Source organism: Serratia proteamaculans (assembly GCF_013337185.1).
In the GTDB taxonomy this organism is placed as follows: domain Bacteria; phylum Pseudomonadota; class Gammaproteobacteria; order Enterobacterales; family Enterobacteriaceae; genus Serratia; species Serratia proteamaculans_D.
In genome coordinates this window covers 1248657-1273778 of sequence record NZ_SWDE01000001.1, presented here as the reverse complement: position 1 = coordinate 1273778, position 25122 = coordinate 1248657, and the positions used below count along the sequence as shown (strand labels likewise).

Sequence of the window (25122 nt, the reverse complement as noted above, 5' to 3'; positions counted from 1 at the left end):
GAGCAACGTTATTAAGGAGGAATATGGTGTGTTCCCACGAGAATCACGAGCAGCACAGCCATGCAACGCATGCTACACAGCAACAGGACAATCTGATGCTGTGCCCGCAGTGCGACATGCTGGTGGCATTGCCGCCGCTGGCATATGGTTCAAAAGCGGTATGCCCGCGTTGTAAGACTACCCTCAGCTCCCGCTGGGAGGAACCGCGCAAGCGGCCGATCGGCTACGCCCTCAGCGCCTTGTTTATGCTGCTGCTGGCGAATATTTTCCCGTTTATCAATATGCGCGTTGCCGGTCTTGGTAACGAAATCAAACTGATCCAAATCCCGCAGGTGATGGTGGCGGAAGACTACGCCAGCATGGCCACGCTGTTTATGGTGTTTGTCCAACTGATCCCGGCATTCTGTATGCTGGCGATCATTCTACTTTGCGCCAAAGTACCCATCCCCACCGGTTTGAAAGAGTGGATGGCCAAAATGCTGTTCCAGTTTAAAACCTGGTGCATGGTGGAGATTTTCCTGGCCGGGGTACTGGTCAGCTTCGTTAAGCTGATGGCTTATGGTGATATCGGCGTCGGCAGCAGCTTTGTGCCGTACTGCCTGTTTTGCCTGCTACAGGTACGCGCCTTCCAGTGTGTCGATCGCCGCTGGCTGTGGAATGACATTGAACCTGCACCGCAGCTTGATCGTCCGATGGAAGTCGGGCGTACCGGGCTGCGTCAGGGGCTGCGTTCCTGCCAGTGTTGCACGGCCATTTTACCGGCGGAACTGACCTCGTGTCCGCGCTGCCATTCCCGTGGCTATGTGCGTCGCCGGCACAGCCTGCAATGGACGCTGGCGCTGCTGCTCACCTCTATCTTATTGTATATTCCGGCAAACCTGATGCCGATTATGGTCACCGAGGCGCTGGGCAACAAACTGACCTCCACCATCATGGCCGGGGTGATCCTGCTGTGGGGAGAAGGATCTTACCCGGTGGCGATGGTGATCTTCATCGCCAGTATTATGGTGCCTTCGCTAAAAATGTTGGCGATTGGTTGGCTGTGTTGGGATGCCAATGGCACCGGCAAGGCGCGGGCCGACAGCGAGCGAATGCATCTGATTTATGAAGTGGTTGAATTTGTTGGCCGCTGGTCAATGATTGACGTGTTTGTGATTGCCGTGCTTTCGGCATTGGTACGGATGGGACAATTGATGAGCATTTATCCTGACATTGGCGCACTGCTGTTTGCTATGGTGGTGATCCTCACTATGTTTGCAGCCATGACGTTTGATCCCCGGCTAACCTGGGATCGCGTAAACGAAACAATAAAAAAGGAGCCGCAAGGTGACGGAAAATAATCATAGCGTCGCGGACGTTGAGAAGATCAAACGCTGGTCACCAGTGTGGATCATCCCGATTGTCACCGCACTGATCGGCGCCTGGATCCTGTTTTACCATTTCAGCCACCAGGGGCCGGTGGTCACGTTGGTCACCACTACCGCAGAAGGGCTGGAAGCGGGTAAAACCAAAATCAAAAGCCGTAGCGTTGACGTCGGGGTCGTGGAAACGGTGACCCTGAGCGAAGACTTGAGCAAGGTGGTGGTCGAAGCGCGTCTGAATTCCGGCATGGAAAAACTGTTGCGCCAGGATTCTGCCTTCTGGGTTGTGAAGCCGCAGATTGGTCGCGGTGGGGTATCCGGCCTGGGTACGCTGCTTTCCGGTGCCTATATCGAGCTGCAGCCGGGCAATAAAGGCAAGGCAGGCAAGGACTACCAACTGCTGGACGCGCCGCCATTGGCATCGCCAGACGCTAAAGGGCTACGCATTGTGCTGGACAGCGAAAGGTCCGGTCAGTTGAATGCTGGCGATCCGGTACTGTTCCGTGGTTATCGCGTTGGCTCGGTGGAAACCAGTTACTTTGATCCCAAGATGCGCGCCATGCGTTACCAACTGTTTATCTCCGCACCTTACGATCAGTTGGTGACCAGCAACGTACGCTTCTGGAAAGACAGCGGTGTGGCGTTTGATATGTCGGCACAGGGGATGCGGGTGGAAATGGGCTCGCTGGCGACCTTGTTCAGCGGCGGCGTCAGCTTTGACGTGCCGGATGGTTGGGATCGCGGTGAACTGGCGCAACCGAAAGCGGAGTACCACCTGTTCGACAACCAGCGCAGCATTCAGGATTCGCTGTATACCGTGCATAAAGACTACCTGTTGTTCTTCGCTGATTCGGTTCGTGGCCTGCAGGCTGGCGCGCCGGTGGAGTTCCGAGGTATTCGCCTGGGGACCGTTGGTCAGGTACCGTTCTACCAAAAAGGCATGGTTCAGCGGCTGGATACCGACTACCGTATTCCGGTATTGATCCGCATCGAACCGGATCGCTTCCAGAAAGAATTGGGCGGCAACTTCGATATCGAGCGCCATTTGAAAGATGCCGAGTCACGTGGCATGCGCGCTTCGTTGAAATCTGCCAACCTGTTGACGGGGTCGCTGTATGTCGATCTGGACTTCTATCCACAAGTGAAAGCCTGGAATGGGCCGCGAGAGATGTTTGGCTATCCGTTGATGCCAACTACCAGCGGTGGTCTGGCGCAGATCCAGCAGAAACTGATGCAGACGCTGGATAAGATCAACTCGATGCCGCTCAATCCGATGATCAATGAGGCGACTAAAACCCTGGCGGAAAGTCAGAAAACCATGCAGACGACGCAGAAAACCATGCAATCGCTGAATGATATTATCGCCAGCAGAGAGATGAAGGCGCTGCCGCAGGATATGCAGAAAACCTTGCAGGAACTGAACCGCAGCATGAAAGGGTTCCAGCCTGGCTCTCCGGCTTACAACAAGATGGTCGGCGATATGCAACGTCTTGATCAGGTATTGCGTGAACTGCAGCCGGTGCTGCGTACCCTGAACGAAAAGAGCAACGCGCTGGTATTTGAAGCCGCGGGCAGTAACGATCCTCAGCCGAAGAAGGCCAATAAATGATGAAATGGATCCCGGTAGCCCTGGCGCTGTTACTCAGCGCCTGTAGCAGTACTCCACAGAAGACCTACTATCAACTGCCGGCGTTGGGCACGCCGGCACAGGTCAGCGGTAGCACGACGTCGCGCCAGCTTTGGCTGGAGCACGTTAGCGTGGCAGATTACCTGGCGCAGAGCGGGGTGGTTTACCAGACCAATGACGTGCAGTACGTGATTGCCCAGAACAACCTGTGGGCCAGCCCGCTGGATCAACAGTTGCAGCAGACGCTGGTCACTAACCTGAGCAGCGCGCTGCCGGGTTGGGTGGTGTCCTCGCAGCCGATGAGCAGCGAGCAGGATGTGCTCAACGTCACCATCAGTGGTTTCCATGGCCGCTTTGACGGTAAGGCGATCATTCGCGGCGAGTGGGTGCTGAACCATCAGGGCAATCTGACCAAGCGTCCATTCAGCCTGGAGCTTAAACAGGGTGAAGACGGCTACGACGCGTTGGTGCGGACGTTGGCTCAGGGCTGGCAACAAGAAGCCCAGGATATTGCCGCGCAAGCCGGTCGTTTTTAGAAATAATTTGTACTAAATCGGTCTAACCCCTTTCGATGAGAAATATTGGAATTTTTCGTTGGAAGGGGTTTTTATTTGATTTCAATAAGTTAACTTCTTTCCTTCATATCAGCCACTTAGCAAATTCTGCGTGCGTAGCTCACAAATATGACATTGGCGTGAATTTTGCGCATTGATCTTCGCTCCATTTAGCGCTATTGCTTAAACGTGGCTGCACAAAAAGCAGCCATTGTTTTCTTTCCACCAGACCAAAAATTGAGGGAAACGAGGCATGAAGAGACAGAAACGCGATCGTCTGGAAAGGGCGCATTCGAAAGGTTATCAGGCAGGTATTTTAGGACATCCGAAAGATCTTTGTCCTTATAAAACGACTGTGGACAGCCGGTCTCAATGGCTGGGAGGTTGGCGAGAAGCCATGGAAGACAGGGCTGTGACCGCTTAAGCGGCTCCCTGTCAAATAAAAGGAACAACCTCCGCCCAGCGCGGAGGTTTTTGTTTCAGGCAATATTACCCCTGCCAGCGTTTCAGCAAAATACTCGCATTCACACCACCGAAGCCAAAGCCGTTTGACAGCGCATAGTTTATGGCCATGGGTTGCGGTTGGTTCGCGACCAGGTGCAGCCCTTCTGCTGCTGGATCCGGACTTTCCAAATTCAATGTGGCTGGTGCAATCTGATCGCGCAGCGCCAGTGCAGTAAAGATGGTTTCCAGCCCGCCAGCGGCACCGAGCAAATGGCCGGTCGCTGATTTGGTTGAGGTGACCGCTACGCTGCCGTTAGTACCGAACAGATGTTTGATGGCATTAATCTCGCCTAAATCACCCACCGGTGTGGATGTCGCATGCGCGTTCAGGTGCTGAACCTGCTCTGGCGTTACGCCAGCCTGTTTTAGGGCAATCTTCATGGCACGGTAGGCACCGTCACCATCCTCGGCGCCAGAGGTCATATGGTAGGCATCTGCGCTGGTGCCATAACCGACAATTTCAGCCAGCGGCGTTGCTCCACGGGCCAGTGCATGCTCCAGTGTCTCAATCACCAGCATGCCGGCGCCTTCACCCATAACGAAGCCATTGCGTGCGCTGTCAAAAGGTCGTGAAGCGGTGGCTGCAGCTTCTGCAGGCGTTGTGGACATGGCTCGCGCTGCCGCAAAGCCACCCAGGCTAACGGTGTCGATAGCCGCTTCCGTACCGCCACACAGCGCGATATCCGCCTCATCGTTACGGATCATGCGCACAGCATCGCCAATGGCTTGTACCCCTGCGGCACAGGCCGTCACGGGGGCGCCAATCGGGCCCTTGAACTGATGTTTAATCGATACATGGCCAGCGGCCAGATTAACCAGGAACGAAGGGATGGTGAAAGGTGACAGGCGTTTGGCACCACGGCTGTCGGTGGTGCGTACCGCGTGGGCGATAGCCGGGAAACCGCCAATGCCGGATGCGATCACGGTTGCGGTGCGTTCCTGCTTATCTTCAGTGTCTGCCACCCAACCGGCCTGACGGATAGCCTCATCGGCCGCTGCCATGGCGAGCAGGATAAAGCGGTCCATTTTCTTCTGGTCTTTTGGCGCAACCGAAAGGTCGGGATCGAAGCCCGCTTCGGGATCCTGTTCCAAAGTAGGTACCTGACCACCGATTTTTACCTGCAGGTCGGCGACGATCTCTTCTGGCAGCGGACGAATGCCGGACTGGCCGTTCAGCAGACGTTGCCAGATAGCCTCTACGCCGCATCCCAGTGGCGAAACGGCGCCCATGCCGGTAATGACTATACGACGAGTGTTCATAGTGACTCCTTGGATGATTCAGGGGGGAATGCAGAAAGATTCTGCAGCATCAGGGCAGCGCGCTGACGCATGCCGTCGGTCGCCGCCGGCCCTGGCGCTAAAGTAATATTATGCAGCGCAATGGGCTGCTGAGTAATGCTGTCGATCAGCTGTACGCGTATGGGTTGCCCGGTACGACGATCGACCAGTTCGGCACTGATGCCGTCATCGGCCAGGTGGGTGTTCCCCCAATGAAACAGGGCTGCAAGCACCGGGAAAAAATCTTTGCCGCGCTCAGTTAGCAAGTATTGATAGCGTACCGGGCGTGTTTGATAGCGCTGTTTATGCAGTATGCCGCTTTCCACCAGATACTTCAGGCGACGGGTCAATATGGTGGGCGAAAGCCCAAGGCTCTGCTGGAATTCGTCAAACCTGGACAAACCATGAAACGCATCGCGAAGTATCAGGATGCTCCACCATTCCCCGACGCGGTCCAGTGAGCGAGCTACCGGGCATGGCATGTTATCAAAACGAGTTTTTTGCATGGCATACCTCCTGGTTACTACAATTATTGTAGTTACTGTTTAGCCGCTATGGACGCAACGATTAAAAGATAACTAAGGAAATAAACGGCGACCGGGAAGGCCGCCGTGATTGCGGTTAGAACGCCGCAGTGTCCTTGAACAGGCCCACTTTCAGATCGCTGGCGGTGTAAATGACCTGACCGTCGACCAGGACTTCACCATCAGCCACACCCATAATCAGTTTACGGATGATCACACGCTTGAAGTTAATGCGGTAGGTGACTTTCTTCGCGGTTGGCAGAACCTGGCCGGTGAATTTAACTTCACCCACGCCCAGTGCACGACCTTTACCTTCGCCACCCAGCCAGCCGAGGTAGAAACCTACCAACTGCCACATGGCATCCAGACCCAGACAGCCTGGCATCACCGGATCGCCGATAAAGTGGCAACCAAAGAACCATAGGTCCGGATTAATATCCAGTTCCGCTTCCACATAACCCTTGTTGTAGGTACCACCGTCTTCGGTCATTTTGACCACGCGGTCCATCATCAACATGTTACCTGCCGGCAACGGCGGGCCACCAGCGCCAAACAGTTCGCCACGGCCGGATGCTTCGAGGTCTTCTTTCGTATAGGAGTCGCGTTTTTCTACCATGTTCTCAGTAAACCTTATTTTATTGAAGGGCGCAGATTAGCTTACACGTGTACGCTGAACAAGTCCGATCAGCCGTGGTTGAACCAGTTGAGCCAACGAAGTGGCCATGGCCAGCGCCGGCGTTCCTGCGGATTCACCTGTGCTATCCGCTCCTGAATGGCTGCTAACAAGTTCGGTTGCTGTTCATCAGAGTAGGGGTAACCAGTGAGTAATGGCAAGGCTTCCGCAGCGCTATTGACGGCCCACAGGTGGAATTGCCCCTCGCGCACCGCATCGACCACGTCCTGATGCAGACACAGATGGCGCACATTGGTGGCGGGCAGGATAATCCCCTGTTTGCCAGTCAAACCACGACGTTGGCAAACTTCGAAAAAGCCTTCGATCTTCTCGTTAACGCCGCCAATCGGCTGCACATTACCGAATTGGTCGACAGAGCCGGTTACCGCAATCTGCTGGGTGATTGGCTGCAGCGACAGTGCGCTGATGAGTGCGCACAGCTCAGCCAATGAGGCGCTGTCACCGTCCACTTCGCCATAAGACTGTTCAAACACGATCGAGGCGGAGAAGGGCAGCGGTTGGTCCAGCTCGAGTTCGGAAATCAGGAATGCCTGCATAATCATCATGCCCTTGGCATGCAGATTACCGCCAAGCTCGGCCTTGCGCTCAACGTCGGTGAATTCACCATCGCCAAGATGCACGACACAGCTGATACGGGAGGGTTCACCGAAGCTGCGTGGATGGCCAGGGTATTCCAACACCGACAGACCGTTGATCTGGCCGACGACTTCGCCTTCGGTTTCAATCAGGATTTGGCCCAGCTCAATTTCATCCTGCATCCGCTCGGCAAGATAACTTTCACGCCACTCGCGCGCATTCAGCGCGGCTTCAAACGCTTTGGCGGTGATGCTTTCTTCTTCGACGTACAGCGCGGCTTCGGAAAGTTGCTGGCCAAGCCACAGTGGGGACAGCGGCAAGTTGCCCTGATCACCACTGTGACGAACTGCCTGTACCATCAATGGATACCAGGCATCGGCTGCCAGTGGTGGTAGTTGCTGCTCTTCGATGAGGCTATTGACGTAACCGCACCATTGCACCATGTCATCGATTTCGGTGAGTTGCAGGTCTTCTTCGTATTCACCGTAGACTGACTGCTCACTCAGCTCCGGTTCAATATCATGGAAATCGGCAAGGCCGTGACGATCACCTACCACAATCAACCGTAATTCCAGCGGCATGGCAGGAATGGTGATCGGCAATGGGCGTGTTTCATCCGGGGAAACCCAGTGGAACTGACGTTGGGTGATCATCTGCTTCAAACGCAGCCACAGCAGCGGCTGAGCCAGCAGAGAACGCGCAGACAGGATCAGTACACCACCGTTGGCCTGATGCACCAGACCGGGCTGCAGGTTGATTTCATCATTGTGGATCCGGACGCAGCCAAACAGCTGCTCAGGTTCAACCCACTCTTGAAACACGCAGGCACCACCGGCGGCAAAGGGTTCATCACCCTGGCTGGCGGGTTCTACGCTGACCTTGCTGCCCTGGATCACATAGTGACTGCCCTTGAATGCGGTATTCTGCGGCTGCAGTTGTTCAACTGCCTGGGCGATCAGCGCCAGATACTCACGCGTTTCCTGCGCTTTCAACAACATGAAACGCGGTGGTGACTGTGGATGGCAAAACAGCGTCAGTGCGTTTTCCAGCCGAGGCTGAATAGAGGCAAAGGACACGGGGGCCAACTGCGCGGCGGTATCAAATATCGCTTGATAAGGCGTAACGTCCGGCAACAGTGATTGCCATTCAAGTCGGTTATTGGTCAAAGTGTTAGATGCAATCGTCAAAAAGGGAAAGGGCGATTATACAAGAATAACGGCAGCTTGATAGATGCAGAGTTACAGTTGATGTCAGGGAGTTTGACATCGAGCGATGACTGTGCAAAAAACAGTCTAAAACGAGGTGTAATTGCCGGGGAAATTCGGCGTAAAGCTGTTATGCTTAATAAAGTTACGCGGTCACTGAAGAGCTCACGATGAAATATCAGCAACTGGAAAATCTGGAGAGCGGTTGGAAATGGAAGTACCTGGTGAAAAAGCACCGGGAAGGGGAAGCTATTACCCGCCACATTGAAAACAGCGTTGCTCAGGAAGCCGTTGACGAGCTGCTGAAGCTGGAAAATGAGCCGGTAAAAGTGCTGACGTGGATAGGCCACCATATGAATCCGGAACTGGATAACCGGATGAAGCAAACTATCCGCGCACGGCGTAAACGTCATTTTAACGCAGAACACCAACATACGCGTAAAAAATCTATCGATCTGGAGTTTCTGGTTTGGCAGCGTTTGGCCGCGCTGGCCCGTCGCCGTGGAGTAACTCTGTCAGAAACTGTGGTGCAGTTAATCGAAGATGCGGAACGTAAAGAGAAGTACGCCAGCCAAATGTCATCTTTAAAACAGGATTTAAAAGCTATTCTCGGTAAAGACAAAGAGTAAACCTACTAGCCCGCCAGTTCCTGCAATGGAAAGGGCTCTTTGTTGCCAATACCACTTAGTTTAGCCAAAAAAAAACCCCGCATTGCGGGGTTTTTTACTAAGAGTGGTAGCTTAGCCTTGTGGCTGAGTTACAACGTCTTTGATACCTTTAACTTCGATCTCTACGCGACGATCTGGTGCCAGGCAAGCGATCTGTGCTTTGGTAGCACGACCAGCTTTGTAGCCACAGGTGTTGCCAGTGACGGAATCAGCTTCGCCCATACCACGTGCAGAGATTTTGTCTGAAGGGATACCTTTAGATACCAGGTAATCAACAACGCTCTGTGCGCGTTTTTCAGACAGTTTCTGGTTGTACTGGTCAGAACCAACGGCGTCGGTGTAACCCAGAACTACAGCAGAACCATCTTTAGGATCCATTGCGCTCAGCTGAGTGTACAGCTGGTCAAGAGCCTGTTGGCCTTCAGCTTTCAGGGTAGATTTGTTGAAGTTGAACAGCACGTCAGACTTCAGAGTGAAACGCTTGGTTTCAACAACTGGAGCCGGAGCTGGAACTGGTGCTGGAGCAACAACATCATCCTGACCGAAACGGTAAGAAACACCCAGGCTCAGCATGGTGTTGTCTGGACGTGCGCCGACAGTACCTGCATCACCGATGTTGCTAACGAATTGGTAGTCCAGGCGAGTAGCCCAGTTTTTGGTCAGTGCGTATTCAACACCAACTGCTGCCAACGGAGAAACGCCAGTGTCGTGATCGCTCAGACGTTGGCCAGTTGCACCGTAGTTAGCTTTGGAATCTGCACGCCATACCATGCCGCCCAGACGAGTGTAGATGTCCAGATCGTCCATGATTGGGTAGCTCAGTTTAGCGGCCAGTTGAACGCCCTGCGCTTTGAAAGCACCGTTGTTCACGCTGCCTTTGTAAGGCATACGGCCAAGCCAGTCATAGCCCAGCTCGAAGCCCAGGTATTGGTTCGCTTGGTAACCCAGGAACGCGCCAGCACCCAGTTGATCTTTATGGTTCGGACCATTGCCGATACCATTCTCGTAACCGTTGCCGTAGAAACCAGTGTCATGGTACTGGGACCAGCCCAGTTTAGCACCAGTGTACCAGGTATTATCTTTTGGGGCGGCTTGCGCTACGGTAGCGAAACCAGCCAGTGCCACTGCTAATGCGATAGCTGTCTTTTTCATTTTGCGCCTCGTTATCATCCAAATAGGCAATGAGCTTTAAAGCTGTTTTAAGCCCTTGGTTAAATTCCTTCGCCAAGGTTTGAGCCCTCGTTTGTTACTCTGCCAGTTTATCTGGCGTTATAGAGCAACCTTGGCGATGTAAAGTCTACAACGTGGCGCGAAAGTTACAAGTGTGATGTGATAAAGCTCTAAAAAAAAACGCAGAAATATACATATTTACTAACATTAACCGGCAAAAAAACGAGCATTTTAACCTTGGTTTTGGGTCGCGGAACCGCAGCCACACTCGCTTTGTCCCTGATCCCATAAAGGTTCCCTTGCAGGGAGATGAAAATGATGGGAAAAATCCTAAATTTACTTAATGATACAAAGAAGAGTGAATTTTTAGGGTAGAACAGTGTCCGTGAATCGGGTTTATGTCACGTTGAGGACGCATAATGAACCCATAAGCGTTACCTAATTCTGCCGCACGCCTTAATTTTAGACGATCTTCTTCTGTAAGATCGGGCAGCCATCCAAGTACTACACTGTAGTTACCTGTCAGCAGCGCTTTTTCCATCGCTTCAACCGTGTCCAGCGGGTTAATTTGGCTCAGCTGTATCACTTTTCCAACCGGCAAGCCGGACTGTTGTAGCCATAACTTACTCAGTTTTTGCTGTGGCGTCAGCCATAACAACCAACGTGACTGCATTCCCAGTTGTTGCAGCAGAGGTAGCAACAACTGCGCTACTGCGGGCTGATGCTCGTTGTAAACAAGTTCACTGATAAGGCCATTCGCTTTGCCAGCATCGGTGCTCTCTGCAGCATTATTCAGCGCAAAAGAGGTGTGGCTGAAATGGGGTTTGTAGAGTGATTGAGTACGCATAAAGTATCCCGCCCGTAGTGTCACTGTATGTTTATACAGTACATCCAGTTGTGATTAAGATCAACTCAAATCTTCGTAGTACCTCGCATAATTGCGATCATTTTTCATACACCGGACGTTTGTGATTGGCATGACTGCAGATAGTGCGTATTTTTCTAATTACTTGTTCACGTTACTTTTATTTCATTGATGTGGGGAATGATAGATCACTAATCTACACAAGGAGAAGGCTATGAAAGGGACATCAAGTGGAAGGATCGTGCAGGCCAAAGCGTATTTTTACGCATTAGGCGGCATTACTACACGCTCGCAATTTGGCGGTTATGGGCTGCTGGCTGATGGCGTCATGTTCGCTGTGATTGCCGAAGGGGAGCTGTATCTTCGTGCGACGGAAAGCCTGGAGCCAGCTTTTCGCTCTCGCGGCATGGTCAATATGGTGTACTCCAAGCGAGGGGTACCTATTACCATGCGTTATTACTGGGTCGATGAAACGCTGTGGCGCGACAGGAGGGAGCTTGTGGGGTTAGCCTGGCAGGCTATTCGTGAAGCGCGCCGAGAACTTAAGGTTAAAACGGATAATCAGGGGCGGCTGAAAACCTTACCCAACATCGACATCAATATGGAACGGTTACTTTGGCGTGCAGGCATTCGTAATGTTTATGATTTGCGCCTGAATGGCGCCAAACGCAGCTATCTTCGTCTGTTGCAGCAGCAGCGCAATTTAGGATTGCGGGTACTGCTTTCTCTGGGCGGGGCCATTGCCGGTTATCATCATGAGGCTCTACCTTCGGAAATACGCAGTGAGCTGACGCATTGGTTTGAACGTACCATGTCATTGCTTAGTCACGGACATAATCCGGGAGTCCGGGGCCTGATAAAAGGCCCCGGGTGATCAAGCCGATTTGCTGATTTGGGTATTAAGTAGGGTAAGTTCCGGCAGCAGCTCAATGACCAGTCCAATTTGCTGCAACACCAACTGATCTTTGCTTTCCGGTTCCGGCGCAGCGTGCACAATACGTTCAGCCAGGCTTTCCAACGCCTGAGTGATGCGCCGGTCGTCCAGTTCTTCCTGATGCAGGGCGCCATCGACATAACAAACCGCATCATTTAACAGATCCAGCGTAGCAGGGTTGTTCAGACGCTCACGGTGCGCACCCAGCGCAGAGATATAACTCAACAAGGTGTGGTTTAAACACAACAGGCGGAATGCGGCTTCCTGAACCTCTTTATCAGCTTTTGGATCGGCAGACATATTTGATATCACCGAAGCCAGCTCTGCATCACTGTTGTGTGCATCCCGGCGAGCGATACGATAGGGAAGGCCGTTGTCTTTACCCTGATGATATTGCACCAGGATGGCATCCAGATAACGGCAGTTGGCGTCCAGCGTTTTAGTGACGACTGCCGGTAATTGGCGGAACTTCCAGTCTGGCCAGATAAAACTGACTGCCGCCCAGGCGATGGCGCATCCCAAAATCGTGTCATAGACCCGAGGCGCGGCCACCTCAAAACCTTCACCCAGCAAGTTAAAGCACAGCAACACCAGCAGGGTAATAAACATGGTGGCATGTGCGTATTGCACGGTTCGAAAAGCGAAGAACAGAACGCCGCTGATGACGATCAGCACCATCTGGCCTTCCAGCGAGGGCACAAAATAGAGGATCGGCAGGCCGATAAGAATACCGGCCAGCGTGCCGATAATTCGCAGAGCCAGCCTGCGACGCGTGGCGTTGTAATTGGGTTGACAGACAAACAGGCTGGTTAACAGGATCCAATAACCGTGCTGCATGCCGGTAAACTGAATCAAGGCGTAGCCCACGCACAGTACCACTGACATGCGGATGGCATGGCGGAACAAGGCAGACTGAGGTGTTAGATGGCGGCTGATACGCAAGCGAATATCGCTCCAGCCAGTGAGTCGGTCATCCGACAGACTATTCTCTTCCGCCAGGCCACTGGCCAGCGCCTGCTCGGACTCAATATTTGCCAGTTGGGCGTCAATCGCGCGCAAATTTTTCAACAGGTGCCATAACGCCTTGGTCAGTTCACGGTTTTCTGGGGTGATGGTAATGCGAGTCAGAGCTTCTTCAATACGGCCAAAGGTCGGTTCAAAGCGAAGGTTGTGCTGATATTTTTGCCGCAGCAGAATCGACTGAGCCAACTGCTGGCAGGCGCGAGCCTGCATGCTGAGCAAGCGCTGGAAACGAAACAGAATATCACTGTGACGAAACTGTCGACTCAGTGCCTGATATTGAACGTGGGAGGAACTTGCACGCTCATGGATATCCTGGGCAACGAAATAATAATGCAGCGTTCGGCGGGTACCGCGTTGGCCTCGGTCGCCTTTTAATCGGGTCAGTAATGAAACTTTGGCCTGGTTAAGCGTGGTCATCAGCGCGCTGTTGGCCATGGCAACGTCCATCCACGGCAGGTCTGCATCATGCTCGACGTCAGGGTCAAACAGGTTGGCCTTGGCATCCAGGTAACTTGCCAATTGATTGTAACAACGTGCCAGATTTTCCTGCAGAGGTCGGATAGGAAAGATCAGGTGGCCAATCAGCGTCAGCAGGTTGTACCACAGGGCTCCAATGATCAGCAGCGTCGGCTGTTGATACCAGGCGTCATACATTGAGGTGCCGAGCATGGTATAGACCGCGATCAGCAAGGCACCAAACGCAATGGTGGCATAACGTTGCCCCAGGGCACCCAGCAAAATAAAACCGCAGGTCGAAGCGGTGAGACCGAGAGCGAACAGCCACGGATAAGGGAACAGCAGTTCAATGGAGGCGGAAGCTACAAAAAAACACACCAGGGTGATCAACAGATTGCGCAGCCTGCCAGCCAGGCGATCATCCAGATCGGTCAATGCCGCTGCCACCACCCCCAGAGTCAGGGGAATGGTGAGCTTTGGAATGGCTAGCCACCAGGGTACGGCGGCCGCGCCAGCCAGCGCAATGAAGATGCGCAGATCATAAAGCAGATTGCTGTTGTAGGCATAACGGCGTATTGCTGGTGCAAAAGAGAGCACGAAAAACTCCTCAGGCGGAGAAAAAATTAACGCTGCTGATACTGACGTCGGGCATTTTCAGTTCTGGCCTGTTGCGCCATCTCAACAGATACCACACGGCGCCCAACCGGCCACAGGGCAATGGCGGCGATTTTGAAATTGGCTATGCCTACCGGGATGCCGATAATGGTTACACACTGCACAATCCCGGCGGCAATATGCGACAGGCACAGCCACCAGCCGAACAGGATCAGCCAGATAATGTTCAGCAGTGAACCGCTGGCGGAAAGCAGCGCATTGCTTTTTTCCGGGTACAATTCATTAACGTGAATGGCTTCGTTACCGAATGGCAGTAACGATAGCTTGGTGATTTCCCAGCAGGAGCGGGTTAACGGCAGGGTGATGATCAGCACCACGCTAAACACCGTTGCGACCAGCCAGCCGAGGGTGGTGAAAAAGCCGCCTAACACAAAATTAAGAATATTCAGTACAGTACGCATAGTCGTCATTCTGCTCTAATGATGGTCAAACCGCGATGCGGTGCGTTTGCTATCAAAACGCAAAATCTATTCTACCCTTTTTTTAGCGCTAGAGTGCCACTGCTTATCGCAGGTAAACTGGCAGATATCCGTTATTTAATCTCAACATAGTCATGGCGCGACGATATGGAACTTAAAGCGACATCGCTGGGGAAACACCTGGCTCAGCATCCTTATAACCGTGTGCGGTTGCTGCACGCCGGTGTAGAGGTGAGCGGTGAAAAGCATGAATATCTTATTCCTTTCAATCAGTTGATTCATGTCAGGTGTAAGCGGGGCATCGTCTGGGGCGAGCTGGAGTTTGAGCTGCCGGATGAGAAAGTGGTGCGCCTGCATGGAACCGAATGGCAGGAAACCCAACGCTTTTATCATTATCTCCAGCAGGCCTGGCAACAGTGGAGCGCCGAAATGAGCGAGGTCAGCGCCGGCGTGTTGCAGCAACAGGTTGAACATATCCAGCGTATTGAACAGCAGGATAAGTGGTTTAAAAAATCCGAACTGGGCAAGTTACAGCAACAAATCCGCGATTCTTTCGGCGCCTTACCCATGCCGGTGGCGCGGTTGGAGCAATTCGACAATTGTCGGGATGATTATCTGATTTGTCAGCAATGGCTACAGCAGGGGTTGCACAGTGTCGGGCAGCGTAATCAGCAGTGGACCGAACGTATGCTGGAGAGCTACCACGATTTCTTCCAGAACATCGAAACTTCCCCCCTGAACGATTCACAAAGCCGCGCAGTAGTTAATGGCGAAGATTCAGTGTTGGTACTGGCCGGGGCTGGCAGTGGGAAAACCTCGGTGCTGGTGGCGCGAGCTGGTTGGCTGCTGCGTCGTCAGGAGGCTGAACCGGGGCAAATCCTGTTGCTGGCGTTTGGCCGTCAGGCGGCGGAAGAGATGAACGAGCGCATTCAGGAGCGCTTGGGCAGCGTGGCTATTCAGGCCAAAACCTTCCACGCGTTGGCACTGCAGATTATCCAGCAGGGCAACCGCAAGGTTCCGGCGATCAGTAAGCTGGAAACCGACAGTAAGGCTCGAAGAGCTTTGTTGATAACCCATTGGCAGCAGCAATGTGCAGAAAAAAAAGCACAGGCCAAAGGGTGGCGCCAGTGGTTGCTCGAAGAACTGGAATGGGAAGTGCCGGAAGGTGATTTTTGGCAGGATAAACGCCTGGCAGAACGGCTGGCCGGCCGACTGGAACGTTGGCTGGGGTTGATGCGGATGCACGGCGGTAGCCAGGCGGAAATGATCGAACAGGCGGATGAAGAGTTCCGTGACCTGTTTTCAAAACGTATCCGGCTGATGGCACCTTTGCTCAAGGCCTGGAAAGGCGCATTGAAAGAGGAAGGGGCGGTAGACTTCTCCGGCCTGATCCATCAGGCGGTCAATATTCTGGAGAAAGGGCGTTTTGTCAGCCCATGGAAACATATCCTGGTCGATGAGTTTCAGGATATCTCACCGCAACGGGCACAGCTGCTGGCGGCGCTACGCAAACAAAACAAACAGACTTGCCTGTTTGCCGTGGGTGATGACTGGCAGGCCATTTACCGTTTCAGCGGTGCCGAACTGACGCTGACCACTGCGTTTGCCGAGAACTTTGGCGAAGGGGCACAATGTGCGCTCGACACCACTTACCGTTTCAATGAGCGCATCGGTGAGGTGGCAAACCGCTTTGTACAGCAGAACCCGCACCAGTTGAAAAAACCGTTGAACAGCCTGAGTAAAGGCAACAAGAAATCGGTAGTCCTGCTAGCGCATGAACAGCTCGAAAATTTGTTGGATAAGCTGAGTGGCTATGCCAAGCCCGAAGAGCGGATTCTGGTGCTGGCACGCTACCATCATCTGAAGCCGCAAGTGTTGTCAAAAGCGGCAACCCGCTGGCCCAAGTTGACCATCGAGTTTATGACCATTCACGCCAGCAAAGGGCAGCAGGCCGAGTATGTGATTATCGCCGGTTTGCACCAGGGTAACGACGGTTTCCCTGCGGTTGCGCGTGAGTCGATATTAGAAGATGTTCTGTTGCCACAGCCGGAAGATTTCCCGGATGCCGAAGAGCGGCGGCTGCTGTATGTAGCGCTAACTCGCGCCAAGCATCAGGTGTGGTTATTGCAGGACCGCGAGCGTCCGTCGGTGTTCGTTGAGCAACTGCAGGATCTCGGCGTACCGTCGCAGAAAAAACCCTAAACTTAGGGCCTGGCGGCAACCAGGCCTTTTATAGTTACTTCAGACGATCCTGCAAGTAGCGTTGGTAGTCAGGGATGGCGATTTCCACTTCGCTCTTGAACAGCGGGGAGTCAATCAGGAAGTCTGCGGTAGAGCGGTTGGTGGCGACGGGGATATTCCATACGGTCGCCAGGCGCAGCAGAGCTTTCACGTCCGGATCGTGGGGTACCGCGTTCAATGGATCCCAGAAAAAGATCAGCATATCGATTTTGCCTTCGGCAATCAGTGCACCCACCTGCTGGTCGCCCCCCATAGGTCCGCTCAACATACTATGCACCGGAATGCCGCTGGCTTGTTGGATCAGGTTGCCGGTGGTCCCGGTGGCATAAAGTTGGTGTTGTTCCAGCACGGACTTGTTTTCTTCAACCCAAGCCAGCAGGGCTTGTTTACGGTGATCGTGAGCTACCAGCGCAATGTGCTTGCGCGCGGCGATAGTGCGGGTGGTAAATTCCATCTGGATTTCCTTCGCTAATCAGGTGATATGCGACAGATTACTGAAACTGTTTTTCACTGCCTAGCGTTTACACCTGAAAATGCGAAGAAAGCGCGCCTTTAAATAAAAGGCGTCAACAATCTTGCTTAATGCACTGGCTGTTTATTTGCCCAATGAAGAAAACGCTTTTGCGTTTCTTTATCTGCCTGCTGGAACCAGTATTGCAGCATCTGCTCGGAAACGTTTTCACCTTTCAGTGTCACCGTGGGTGAGTTTAACGCTGCGCTCGCCAGCGGTGAGCTGGGCGTAGTAGTGCGAACATGAGTAAACGCCGGTACAGAAGCCGGGTGTTTCTGACTGTTGTAATCCGCCATCAGCTTTTCCAGATCGATGGTAATCGTATTGTCATCGGGACGTAATACGTCATGTTTCATTGCCAACGCATTGCCGCTTTTATCAATCACCTGATAATTAAATGTTTTATCAAATCGCTGACCATCCCGGACATTTTCAATGCGTGGCAGCTCAATGGCGACGGAACTGACATTTTGCGTATTGAAGGTGGTGATCAGGGGTGGTGAAGTATAGACAGTTTGATCGCTTTGGCCTGAACGTACAGACTTGACCACTTTAAACAGTAATTGATGTTGCCCGCCATCCAGCTCCAGGCTGTCAGCGCCTTTTAACAACGAACCTGTCATTTTCTTGCCGTCGACCACCAGCAGGTCGATGTCAGGGGAGAGTTTCAGGGTCGTAGCCACGGCAGGCATGCTGATACTGATGCTAAGCAGCCCCGCAACCATCAGACCAAATTTCATTGTTATCTCCTTATAAGTGGCAACGATATTAGTGTTGAACACGCGACAGATTGTGTCAAAATTTTTCAGCATCCGGATTTGAGTTACAAATATACACATTTATTTTTATTTTGACACTTTTTGACCCACGGATGCTGGCAGTGACAGCATCAGACCGCAAAAGTCGCCAGGAGTTTCCGTGACCCTGGGTTTAGCCGATTTAAGGTCAATGGGTTACACTCGAGATAGGGAAATCACCGTCGAAAATTGGGAGCGAAAGATGCAAGACAACGATATTGCCGACCTGCTGCAACAAGTGAAAACCATTGCACTGGTGGGAGCCAGTGATAATCCGGCGCGGCCGAGTTTTGGCGTGATGGCTTATCTGCTTGCCCAGGGATACAAGGTTACGCCGGTCAGCCCAAAACTGGCGGGGCAAACTTTGCTGGGTCAGCTGGCCTATGCCACGTTGAAAGATATTCCGCATCCGGTGGACATGGTCGACGTGTTCCGTAATTCAGAGGCGGCGTACGGGGTAGCGCAAGAGGCGATTGCGATTGGTGCCAAAGTATTATGGCTGCAAATCGGCGTCATTAATGAACAGGCCGAGGCACTGGCAAACGAGGCGGGGCTGAAGGTGGTGATGGATCGCTGCCCTAAAATCGAAATTCCGCGTCTGGGGCTGGAGCGCTGAAAAAGAGAAGGCCTGGCATTGTGCCAGGCCTTCGTCGTTTGTTTCTCAGGCCTGACGCATCAGTTGCGCAGGCGTGGGGCTTGCAGCTGGTGACGGATAGACTCCGCCAATTCGTCCAGCGAGGGTTGTTCAGGGTGAGCTTCCTGGGCTTCCCCATCCAACTGTGCTTCCGCCAGATAAGTATGCACCGGTTGGCCTTCTTCGTCTTCCATCACCACGTGGTACCAAGGGGCGAAACGTAGATCGGTATTCGCTGCTATTTCATCAGCTTTAGGCTGTTCCATAGAGTATTCAGGGTCGATATCAATCACCACCCCCAAATACCCCAGCAGCTTATGCCGAACCTGTTGTCCGATACCGAATTTGCTGGCAATCATGATGACCTCCTGAGAAACAGTGCTTTGCTCTCTATATGAGGGCAAAACAGCGTATTTCAAGTTACATCACCCGACACGCAAACCCTTTCAAATACAGCCCTTCAGGATAAGTCGCGATAACCGGGTGATCGGCAGCCTGACGATACTGCTCTATAAATTGTACATCACGCCCGGCATCTACAGCGGCATCGGCCAAAATTTTCTGGAATAAATCGGTTGGCATCAGACCGGAACAAGAGAAGCTAAGCAAAATGCCGCCTGGGTTCAGCAACTGCAGCGCCAACATGTTGATATCTTTGTAACCGCGGCAAGCACCGGCCAGTTGGTTCTTGTTTTCGACGAACTTCGGCGGATCCATAATGATCAGGTCGAATTTTTCCCCCTGTGTGCGATAAGCACGTAACAGTTGGAACACGTCATCGCGGACAAATTCGGCTTTGCTCAGGTCTAACTGATTCAGCTCGACGTTCTGTTTGGCAATATCAAGCGCAGCTTGCGATGTATCAACGCTGATCACCTGAGTACAACCGCCCATCAAGGCTGATACGGCGAAGGCACCAGTATAGGAGAAGCAGTTAAGCACGCGGCGGCCGGCGGAATAGTTACGTGCGGCCAAACGGCTGTCGCGCTGGTCGAGGTAAAAACCGGTCTTATGACCTTGCTGAATATCCACCAGCAGTTTCATGCCATGTTCGGTGATAGGCAGCAAAGCAGGGGGAAGATCGCCCACAACCTGGCCCTGGGCTAACGGTAAGCCTTCTTTCTTGCGTACTGCTACGTCGGAGCGGTCGTAAATGGCACATTCCGGGTAACAATGCTGCAAAGCGGTAATCAACGCGGCACGTTGATATTCGGCACCCGCGGACAACAACTGCAACACCAGGAAGTTCTGGAAGCGATCGATAGTGATGCCCGGCATGCCGTCGGATTCACCGGCGATCAGGCGGTAACCGTCCAGCCCATCACGTTTGGCAACCCAATCACGCCAGCTTTGCGCCTGTTGTAAACGGCGGATGAAGAATTCGATGTTAATCTCTTCGTCTGGCTGGAAGGTCCAGACGCGGGCGCGGATTTGCGACTCCGGTGAATAGGCACCGCGTGCCAGCCATTTGCCCTGGGCGTCGTAAATATCGATGGTTTCGCCAGAAAGGGCTTTACCTTCAATACGTTGAACAGCGCCGGAAAACACCCATGGGTGGCGACGGAGTAAGGACTTTTCACGTCCTTTGGCGAGAAATAAGCGCATTTTTAAACTTCTTTATAATCAATATGTTAAATGACTAAGGTCATTTTTAGTCAAAAAGTAAGTTCATAATCATATCTGAATCTCGTCCTATTCACTACCGTGCGGGATTTTACTCGCCGTACTTAGAGGTGTGGGAGTCAGCTTGCTGCACGTCACAAATGTTGATGATTATAGGGATCGCCGAACAAGGGCCCGTGCTGTCACCGATCCATTCACAAAGTTAATTGTACCTGTCACTTAACCAAATTTTGAACTGACATTTCTTCCTTCTTCAACCATAAAGCAATGTTGGCTCCGACACGCATCATTGGCTTTTCAATCAGATAATAGGTAATGAAACCAATAAATATTACACAAATAAACGACGCAATATATCCATAGCTTATAGGGATACCTGTTTTTTTTGCTAAAAATATAACTGGTATGGCGACGATTGGGTGCATTAGGTAAATTGAATAAGATATTTCACCAAGTTTTCCTAATGCATTTGTTAAGAAGTTATCGTAACTAGGATTAATTTTATAAAGTGAGAAAGAAAATAATATGCAGAGAACTGAAATTAAAATTCTGTTAACACCTGAAACCAGGTTTATTTTGTCACCATGTACGGGGTATAAAATGAAAGATAAAGCAGATAAAAATATGATCAATAGTAGTATCGATTTGCTTACATTAAGTTTTGGTGCGTACTTTCCTATCGCTGCACCACACATGAAAAGGAAAAGTTGATTGAATGGATTAATATAAGTTGGCCACTGTTCTGAAAGTGGTAGTGATGAATTCATACCATAAATTGAGAAATAGACTCCTGTCGCAATACTTAAGATGACCACTGTTGGGAATATTAATTTATAACTTGAAGAGATAAAATAGGTAAGGCAGAGTATTGAGTAGAAAACCAACTCATTCCCTATAGACCAGGCCCCGGTAGATAAATAAGCTGTTGGGTCAATAAATCCAAATGAAAGCGTGTAGTTTAAAAAAGCTTTATAGTAAGGGAAGTCAAAATCCTGACCGTTAACGGTTGCTAAAAGCCAGCTAAAAATAATCATTCCGGTAACGGCAATCCAGAATAAAGGGAATATTCTAAATACTCGTTTTACGGCAAAAGCGGCAACGTGTCGAGTCGATGTTATTTTTCCATCATAGATGTAAGCCAGGCTAATACCGCTCAGTATATAAAAAACAGAAACAGCATAGATGCCAAGCTTACCCAATAAGTACTGACTGCCAATAACGTCAACCGATGATCCGGATGACAGGGACCATGAAGTGTAGTGATAAATAACAACTGAAAGCGCCATCAGCCCACGTAAGTAGTCTAACGATTCCACACGATTATTTTTCATTCAAAAACTCGTTTAAATGGCGATCAGCCAATATGAAGAAGACATGGGAATATTGTGAATTAAGTTAATAATTCACCATGAATTTTTCTTTTTAATAAAATTTAAAGAATTAAATAATCGGCCTGATTTACACTTCACCATCAAATGTTAGTGTCATTACACCTTTGCTATTGAGTGAGGTTGATAGCTTTTCAGATAAAACACAAACGTTTCTACCGGACTGTTCAACTTGACGTTTCATATTGGTTTTAGAGAAATCATAAGTGTAAATATTTGATGCGCCAAATGTGAAAAACAGACTGCGTTTGGGCTTTCCGGTTTTAAAACCACAATAAATATCACGTACTTTTCTACCTATATTTGACTTTCCAGTATGATCGCCAAATATACGTCCGAGTTTTAATAATCCACGCTCAACAACATCATACTCTTTTCCTGCATGAGTAATTCTTACGTCAAAAATGACTACGTCACCAGGTTTTGTTGCCAGTGAAATAGCCTCTCCCTCGGTTAGATTATTCTTAAGGTGAGAGCCTACTCGAACAGACATGCCATTGCCGTCGGTTGAATGGTCATTCATATAAACGCCCATTTTGTAAACTCTGCACTCAGGTGTAAAATAAGGCTCCGTGAAATAAGATCCTTTACCATCATCCTTATGCCATCCAAAGCCCATATTATGATGAATGTCAGCGTGTGATGTAAAAACGAACTCCTCTTGTCCAAATGCAGATCTATAGGCCTCCAAAACTTTAGGGTGATCAAAAACCCAAGAAAACTCTGGCTCTTCGACCGCAATATTGGGTTGGGTAAGCCCATATCTGTATGTCACACCTTTACTTTTGAAAAAATTGTCAATGGATTGATTCATTTGATTCATTTCTTCAGGCGTAAAAAGTCCTCTGATGACCACAAAGCCGTCACGTTCTATAGAATCCTTAATTGTGCTCATTATTCACCTCGCTAATAAATTTACATTTGTACATTTTTGTAAACATAATATTTACATAAAATCACATTTTGTAAACATGGCGAACACGGATTAGTCTGCTCTTGAATGATAGAGTCCAGTTTTTGGCATCTGACGGAAAAGACCGATTTTTGAGATGGTGGTGACAGTGCGGCAGGAGAAAAAAAATGGGGAAGAGGGAAGGGTAAGTATCAGTAACGATAAGAAAAATCTTGGTGGCGCCTCTTGACCAGGTTGTTGCTTAACTCCGTTAAATGATGACATTACTTATGGCTTTCTTCAGATTTCCTCCTCAGTGCAGGAAACGACATAATTATCTGATTAATAAAGTTTTTATTTGATGTCTTTTTTTGGTGAGAAAAGCGTCAATACGCAAAAATTAAGAATTATGCCATAGGAGTAACATGAGACTGTTTGGGTGCCATTGCAAAAGACGATTCTGGATCGCTTACCTGCCAACCTACCTGAGGTAACGGATTAATCTGGATTTTGTAAGTTTATTGTGAGTTTTTTGTAATTTTAAGGTTTTTTCGCATTGACAAAAATCGTGTAATCTCCTGTTATTAAGCGCTTTACTACCTTTTTTGTATTTGCTTAGGATGTAGGTTACATGTCAAAAAAAAGAGACTTATCATTCGATTTATTGAAAGGAACTCTTATATTACTCGTGATTATTGGGCATGTGCTGCCTGGCAGTGCTAGTTCAGGTCTACGTGGGGCGATCTATTTTTTCCATATGCCGCTTTTTTTGGGGGTGACGGGCTACTTTATTCGTCGTTATTTTCTTGATGCCGGAGTTGCGAACATATTAAAAAAATACAAATGGCGGATGATTATTCCTTACCTTCTGGCCTTTGTTGTTTATAGTGCATACGACTTATATATGGCAGCTAAGGCTGGTGGGATCAGTGTGAAAACATTGATTGGTTTGGGACTCTACCCTTATTATCACCTGTGGTATATCCCGGCGGTTATTATCTTTGTTTTCTATACATTAATCATCTATCGTAATAATATTTTACTGGGTTTGTTTTTGTTGTTATCTGCCGCACTATCCATTTGGTGGTATTGTTACGCAGATGTTATGGAAGATAAATATGCGCTGTTGAAATTTATTGGGGATAAAAGGTTCTATTACTATTATTCTTTCTTCCTGTTGGGATTTTGCATTTCTGATTGGAGTGTCATGTTTAAACCTTTGTTTTTAATGCCAATAGTTATAGCTTCTGGTATGCTGAGCTACTATGTGGCCAATGAGACTTTGGTTGATGCAATATTGTGGTATACGTTTAATGCATCACTGCTGTGCATGTTGCTAGGCATATGTAAAAGTCTTGACCTGCAGAAAGAAAATTTATTGGTGAAAATAGGGCAGGTTTCACTGCCTATATATCTCTGGCATGTTCTACCAATTATAATTGTAGGTATGGTGTTAGACACAAATTCACCAGCGTTTTATGTCAGCGTAGTTGTTATTATTTCTGCCCTTGTATTTTCTTTCATCGCGCTGCGTGGGAAAAGTCGCTTCCTTGATTCTTATTTTTATGGGGAGCGTTCTAAGTGGTACCCTGAAAAATAATTTTTTGGAATATTAACTAAATGGCTGAATGGACTCAGCCAAATGTAACTCGCCTCGAACCTTCCCCCTTGTCTTTTTCCTATCGACTATAATTATTAATTGAATAAATTTATTAGGGGCCGATTATGGCAGAGGTTTGCATTGCTGCGTATGTCTATGGCGTGGTGCAAGGGGTGGGGTTTCGTTACAACACCCAGCATCAGGCGACGGCGTTGGGGTTAAGCGGCTACGCGCGTAATCTTGATGACGGCAGCGTTGAAGTACTGGCCTGCGGCGAACAACCGCAGGTGGACAAGCTGGTGGAATGGCTGAAAAATGGCGGCCCGCGCAGTGCACGGGTCGATCGCGTGCTGGTGGAGCCGCGAGGCACGGCCGATTATCAGGGCTTCAGCATTCGCTACTAGCATTTCAGATACATTTTACCGGTTTCGGCAGGCCGGCTATCTTGGTTGCCTGCTTGGCCGGGCCTTTGGGGAATAAACGGTAGAGATAACGGCTGTTGCCTTTCTCTTCACCGTATTTCTGTGCCATGGCTTTGACCAGCATGCGGATCGCCGGTGAAGTATTAAATTCCAGGTAAAAGCCCCGTACAAAACGCACCACTTCCCAATGTGCTTCGGTCAGCGTTATTTCTTCCTGTGCGGCCAGCAGGGGGGCCAGGGCTTCATGCCAATCGGCGCTGTTTTTCAGGTAACCCTGAGCGTCAGTTTCAATAATCTGACCTTGATACTCCAACATACTGCCTCGGTAATGGGTAATTCAGAACGGCCGTCAGTTTAGCAAACTTTTGTCGCTGCAAAAACAAAGCCCCGCCGGAGCGGGGCCAGACTGATGACAAACCTCATTCCTGCCCAGAGCGAGTAGAGGTCGATAAATAAAAATCAGGAAAATCAATTTATTGAT

At 50.4% G+C, this 25122-nt stretch carries 25 protein-coding genes; 10 read left to right on the top strand and 15 right to left on the bottom strand.

The window, feature by feature from the left end; all coding sequences use genetic code 11:
- Positions 1-23 precede the first annotated feature (23 nt).
- From pqiA to rmf, 4 genes are all read left to right on the top strand, one after another.
- Complete coding sequence (gene pqiA / locus FCL49_RS06025) at positions 24-1340, top strand: membrane integrity-associated transporter subunit PqiA (protein WP_174352815.1); 1317 nt, start codon at positions 24-26, stop codon at positions 1338-1340.
- Positions 1327-2970: an intermembrane transport protein PqiB gene (pqiB, locus tag FCL49_RS06020; RefSeq protein ID WP_174352814.1), complete on the top strand. Its 1644-nt coding sequence runs from the start codon at positions 1327-1329 to the stop codon at positions 2968-2970. The genes pqiA and pqiB overlap by 14 nt, the downstream gene beginning before the upstream one ends.
- The gene (pqiC, locus tag FCL49_RS06015) at positions 2967-3524 is read left to right on the top strand and encodes a membrane integrity-associated transporter subunit PqiC (RefSeq protein WP_099061712.1); all 558 of its coding nucleotides are present in this window, start codon (positions 2967-2969) and stop codon (positions 3522-3524) included. Before pqiB ends, pqiC begins: the two co-directional genes overlap by 4 nt.
- A gap of 271 nt (positions 3525-3795) precedes the next feature.
- Positions 3796-3966, top strand: coding sequence for a ribosome modulation factor (rmf, locus tag FCL49_RS06010; protein WP_013812328.1), 171 nt, complete (start codon positions 3796-3798; stop codon positions 3964-3966).
- Between the two features lie 65 nt (positions 3967-4031).
- Here rmf and fabF read toward each other — a convergent pair whose 3' ends face one another.
- The 4 genes from fabF to FCL49_RS05990 form a co-directional block, all read right to left on the bottom strand.
- On the bottom strand, positions 4032-5306 hold the full coding sequence (gene fabF, locus FCL49_RS06005) for a beta-ketoacyl-ACP synthase II (protein WP_174352813.1): 1275 nt from the start codon (positions 5304-5306) through the stop codon (positions 4032-4034).
- The gene (locus tag FCL49_RS06000; protein WP_174352812.1) at positions 5303-5830 is read right to left on the bottom strand and encodes a winged helix-turn-helix transcriptional regulator; all 528 of its coding nucleotides are present in this window, start codon (positions 5828-5830) and stop codon (positions 5303-5305) included. Before FCL49_RS06000 ends, fabF begins: the two co-directional genes overlap by 4 nt.
- Before the next feature lie 115 nt (positions 5831-5945).
- Complete coding sequence (gene fabA, locus FCL49_RS05995; RefSeq protein ID WP_037419266.1) at positions 5946-6464, bottom strand: bifunctional 3-hydroxydecanoyl-ACP dehydratase/trans-2-decenoyl-ACP isomerase; 519 nt, start codon at positions 6462-6464, stop codon at positions 5946-5948.
- Positions 6465-6532: 68 nt separating this feature from the next.
- Entirely contained in the window at positions 6533-8284 is a 1752-nt protein-coding gene (locus FCL49_RS05990; protein WP_174352811.1) for an AAA family ATPase, read from the bottom strand.
- Between the two features lie 209 nt (positions 8285-8493).
- Between FCL49_RS05990 and matP the strand changes: the two genes are divergently transcribed.
- On the top strand, positions 8494-8952 hold the full coding sequence (gene matP / locus FCL49_RS05985) for a macrodomain Ter protein MatP (RefSeq protein WP_174352810.1): 459 nt from the start codon (positions 8494-8496) through the stop codon (positions 8950-8952).
- A 111-nt stretch (positions 8953-9063) separates the two neighbouring features.
- Here the strand turns inward: matP and ompA are convergent, their stop codons facing one another.
- Both ompA and sulA read right to left on the bottom strand, forming a co-directional pair.
- On the bottom strand, positions 9064-10143 hold the full coding sequence (gene ompA, locus FCL49_RS05980; RefSeq protein WP_174352809.1) for a porin OmpA: 1080 nt from the start codon (positions 10141-10143) through the stop codon (positions 9064-9066).
- 358 nt (positions 10144-10501) lie between these two features.
- Complete coding sequence (gene sulA / locus FCL49_RS05975; protein WP_174352808.1) at positions 10502-11008, bottom strand: SOS-induced cell division inhibitor SulA; 507 nt, start codon at positions 11006-11008, stop codon at positions 10502-10504.
- A gap of 232 nt (positions 11009-11240) precedes the next feature.
- Here sulA and FCL49_RS05970 point away from each other — a divergent pair, with 232 nt between their 5' ends.
- Complete coding sequence (locus FCL49_RS05970) at positions 11241-11900, top strand: TfoX/Sxy family DNA transformation protein (protein ID WP_174352807.1); 660 nt, start codon at positions 11241-11243, stop codon at positions 11898-11900.
- Here the strand turns inward: FCL49_RS05970 and yccS are convergent, their stop codons facing one another.
- Positions 11901-14036: a YccS family putative transporter gene (gene yccS, locus FCL49_RS05965; protein WP_174352806.1), complete on the bottom strand. Its 2136-nt coding sequence runs from the start codon at positions 14034-14036 to the stop codon at positions 11901-11903.
- Positions 14037-14062: 26 nt separating this feature from the next.
- Positions 14063-14515, bottom strand: a complete 453-nt coding sequence (locus FCL49_RS05960) for a YccF domain-containing protein (protein WP_017892313.1) — start codon at positions 14513-14515, stop codon at positions 14063-14065.
- 165 nt (positions 14516-14680) lie between these two features.
- Between FCL49_RS05960 and helD the strand changes: the two genes are divergently transcribed.
- Positions 14681-16735 carry a DNA helicase IV gene (helD, locus tag FCL49_RS05955; RefSeq protein WP_174352805.1) on the top strand — a complete coding sequence of 685 codons (2055 nt, stop codon included), beginning with the start codon at positions 14681-14683 and terminating at the stop codon, positions 16733-16735.
- Positions 16736-16769: 34 nt separating this feature from the next.
- Here the strand turns inward: helD and FCL49_RS05950 are convergent, their stop codons facing one another.
- Both FCL49_RS05950 and FCL49_RS05945 read right to left on the bottom strand, forming a co-directional pair.
- Complete coding sequence (locus FCL49_RS05950) at positions 16770-17228, bottom strand: methylglyoxal synthase (RefSeq protein WP_135315988.1); 459 nt, start codon at positions 17226-17228, stop codon at positions 16770-16772.
- A 125-nt stretch (positions 17229-17353) separates the two neighbouring features.
- Positions 17354-18025, bottom strand: coding sequence for a DUF2057 family protein (locus tag FCL49_RS05945; protein WP_174353473.1), 672 nt, complete (start codon positions 18023-18025; stop codon positions 17354-17356).
- 259 nt (positions 18026-18284) lie between these two features.
- Between FCL49_RS05945 and FCL49_RS05940 the strand changes: the two genes are divergently transcribed.
- Positions 18285-18698, top strand: a complete 414-nt coding sequence (locus FCL49_RS05940; RefSeq protein WP_174352804.1) for a CoA-binding protein — start codon at positions 18285-18287, stop codon at positions 18696-18698.
- A gap of 59 nt (positions 18699-18757) precedes the next feature.
- Here the strand turns inward: FCL49_RS05940 and hspQ are convergent, their stop codons facing one another.
- From hspQ to FCL49_RS05920, 4 genes are all read right to left on the bottom strand, one after another.
- Positions 18758-19075: a heat shock protein HspQ gene (gene hspQ / locus FCL49_RS05935; RefSeq protein WP_012006190.1), complete on the bottom strand. Its 318-nt coding sequence runs from the start codon at positions 19073-19075 to the stop codon at positions 18758-18760.
- Between the two features lie 61 nt (positions 19076-19136).
- Positions 19137-20321 (bottom strand): 23S rRNA (cytosine(1962)-C(5))-methyltransferase RlmI, encoded by a 1185-nt coding sequence (gene rlmI / locus FCL49_RS05930; RefSeq protein WP_174352803.1) that lies wholly within the window; start codon positions 20319-20321, stop codon positions 19137-19139.
- A gap of 233 nt (positions 20322-20554) precedes the next feature.
- Positions 20555-21670 (bottom strand): acyltransferase family protein, encoded by a 1116-nt coding sequence (locus FCL49_RS05925; protein WP_174352802.1) that lies wholly within the window; start codon positions 21668-21670, stop codon positions 20555-20557.
- A 127-nt stretch (positions 21671-21797) separates the two neighbouring features.
- Entirely contained in the window at positions 21798-22622 is an 825-nt protein-coding gene (locus tag FCL49_RS05920; RefSeq protein WP_174352801.1) for a phytanoyl-CoA dioxygenase family protein, read from the bottom strand.
- Positions 22623-23250: 628 nt separating this feature from the next.
- Here FCL49_RS05920 and FCL49_RS05915 point away from each other — a divergent pair.
- Together FCL49_RS05915 and yccX are read left to right on the top strand one after the other, a co-directional pair.
- Positions 23251-24219: an acyltransferase family protein gene (locus FCL49_RS05915; protein ID WP_174352800.1), complete on the top strand. Its 969-nt coding sequence runs from the start codon at positions 23251-23253 to the stop codon at positions 24217-24219.
- A 125-nt stretch (positions 24220-24344) separates the two neighbouring features.
- Positions 24345-24623 (top strand): acylphosphatase, encoded by a 279-nt coding sequence (gene yccX / locus FCL49_RS05910; protein ID WP_174352799.1) that lies wholly within the window; start codon positions 24345-24347, stop codon positions 24621-24623.
- Between the two features lie 4 nt (positions 24624-24627).
- Here yccX and tusE read toward each other — a convergent pair whose 3' ends face one another.
- Positions 24628-24957, bottom strand: a complete 330-nt coding sequence (gene tusE / locus FCL49_RS05905; RefSeq protein ID WP_153857275.1) for a sulfurtransferase TusE — start codon at positions 24955-24957, stop codon at positions 24628-24630.
- Positions 24958-25122 lie beyond the last annotated feature (165 nt).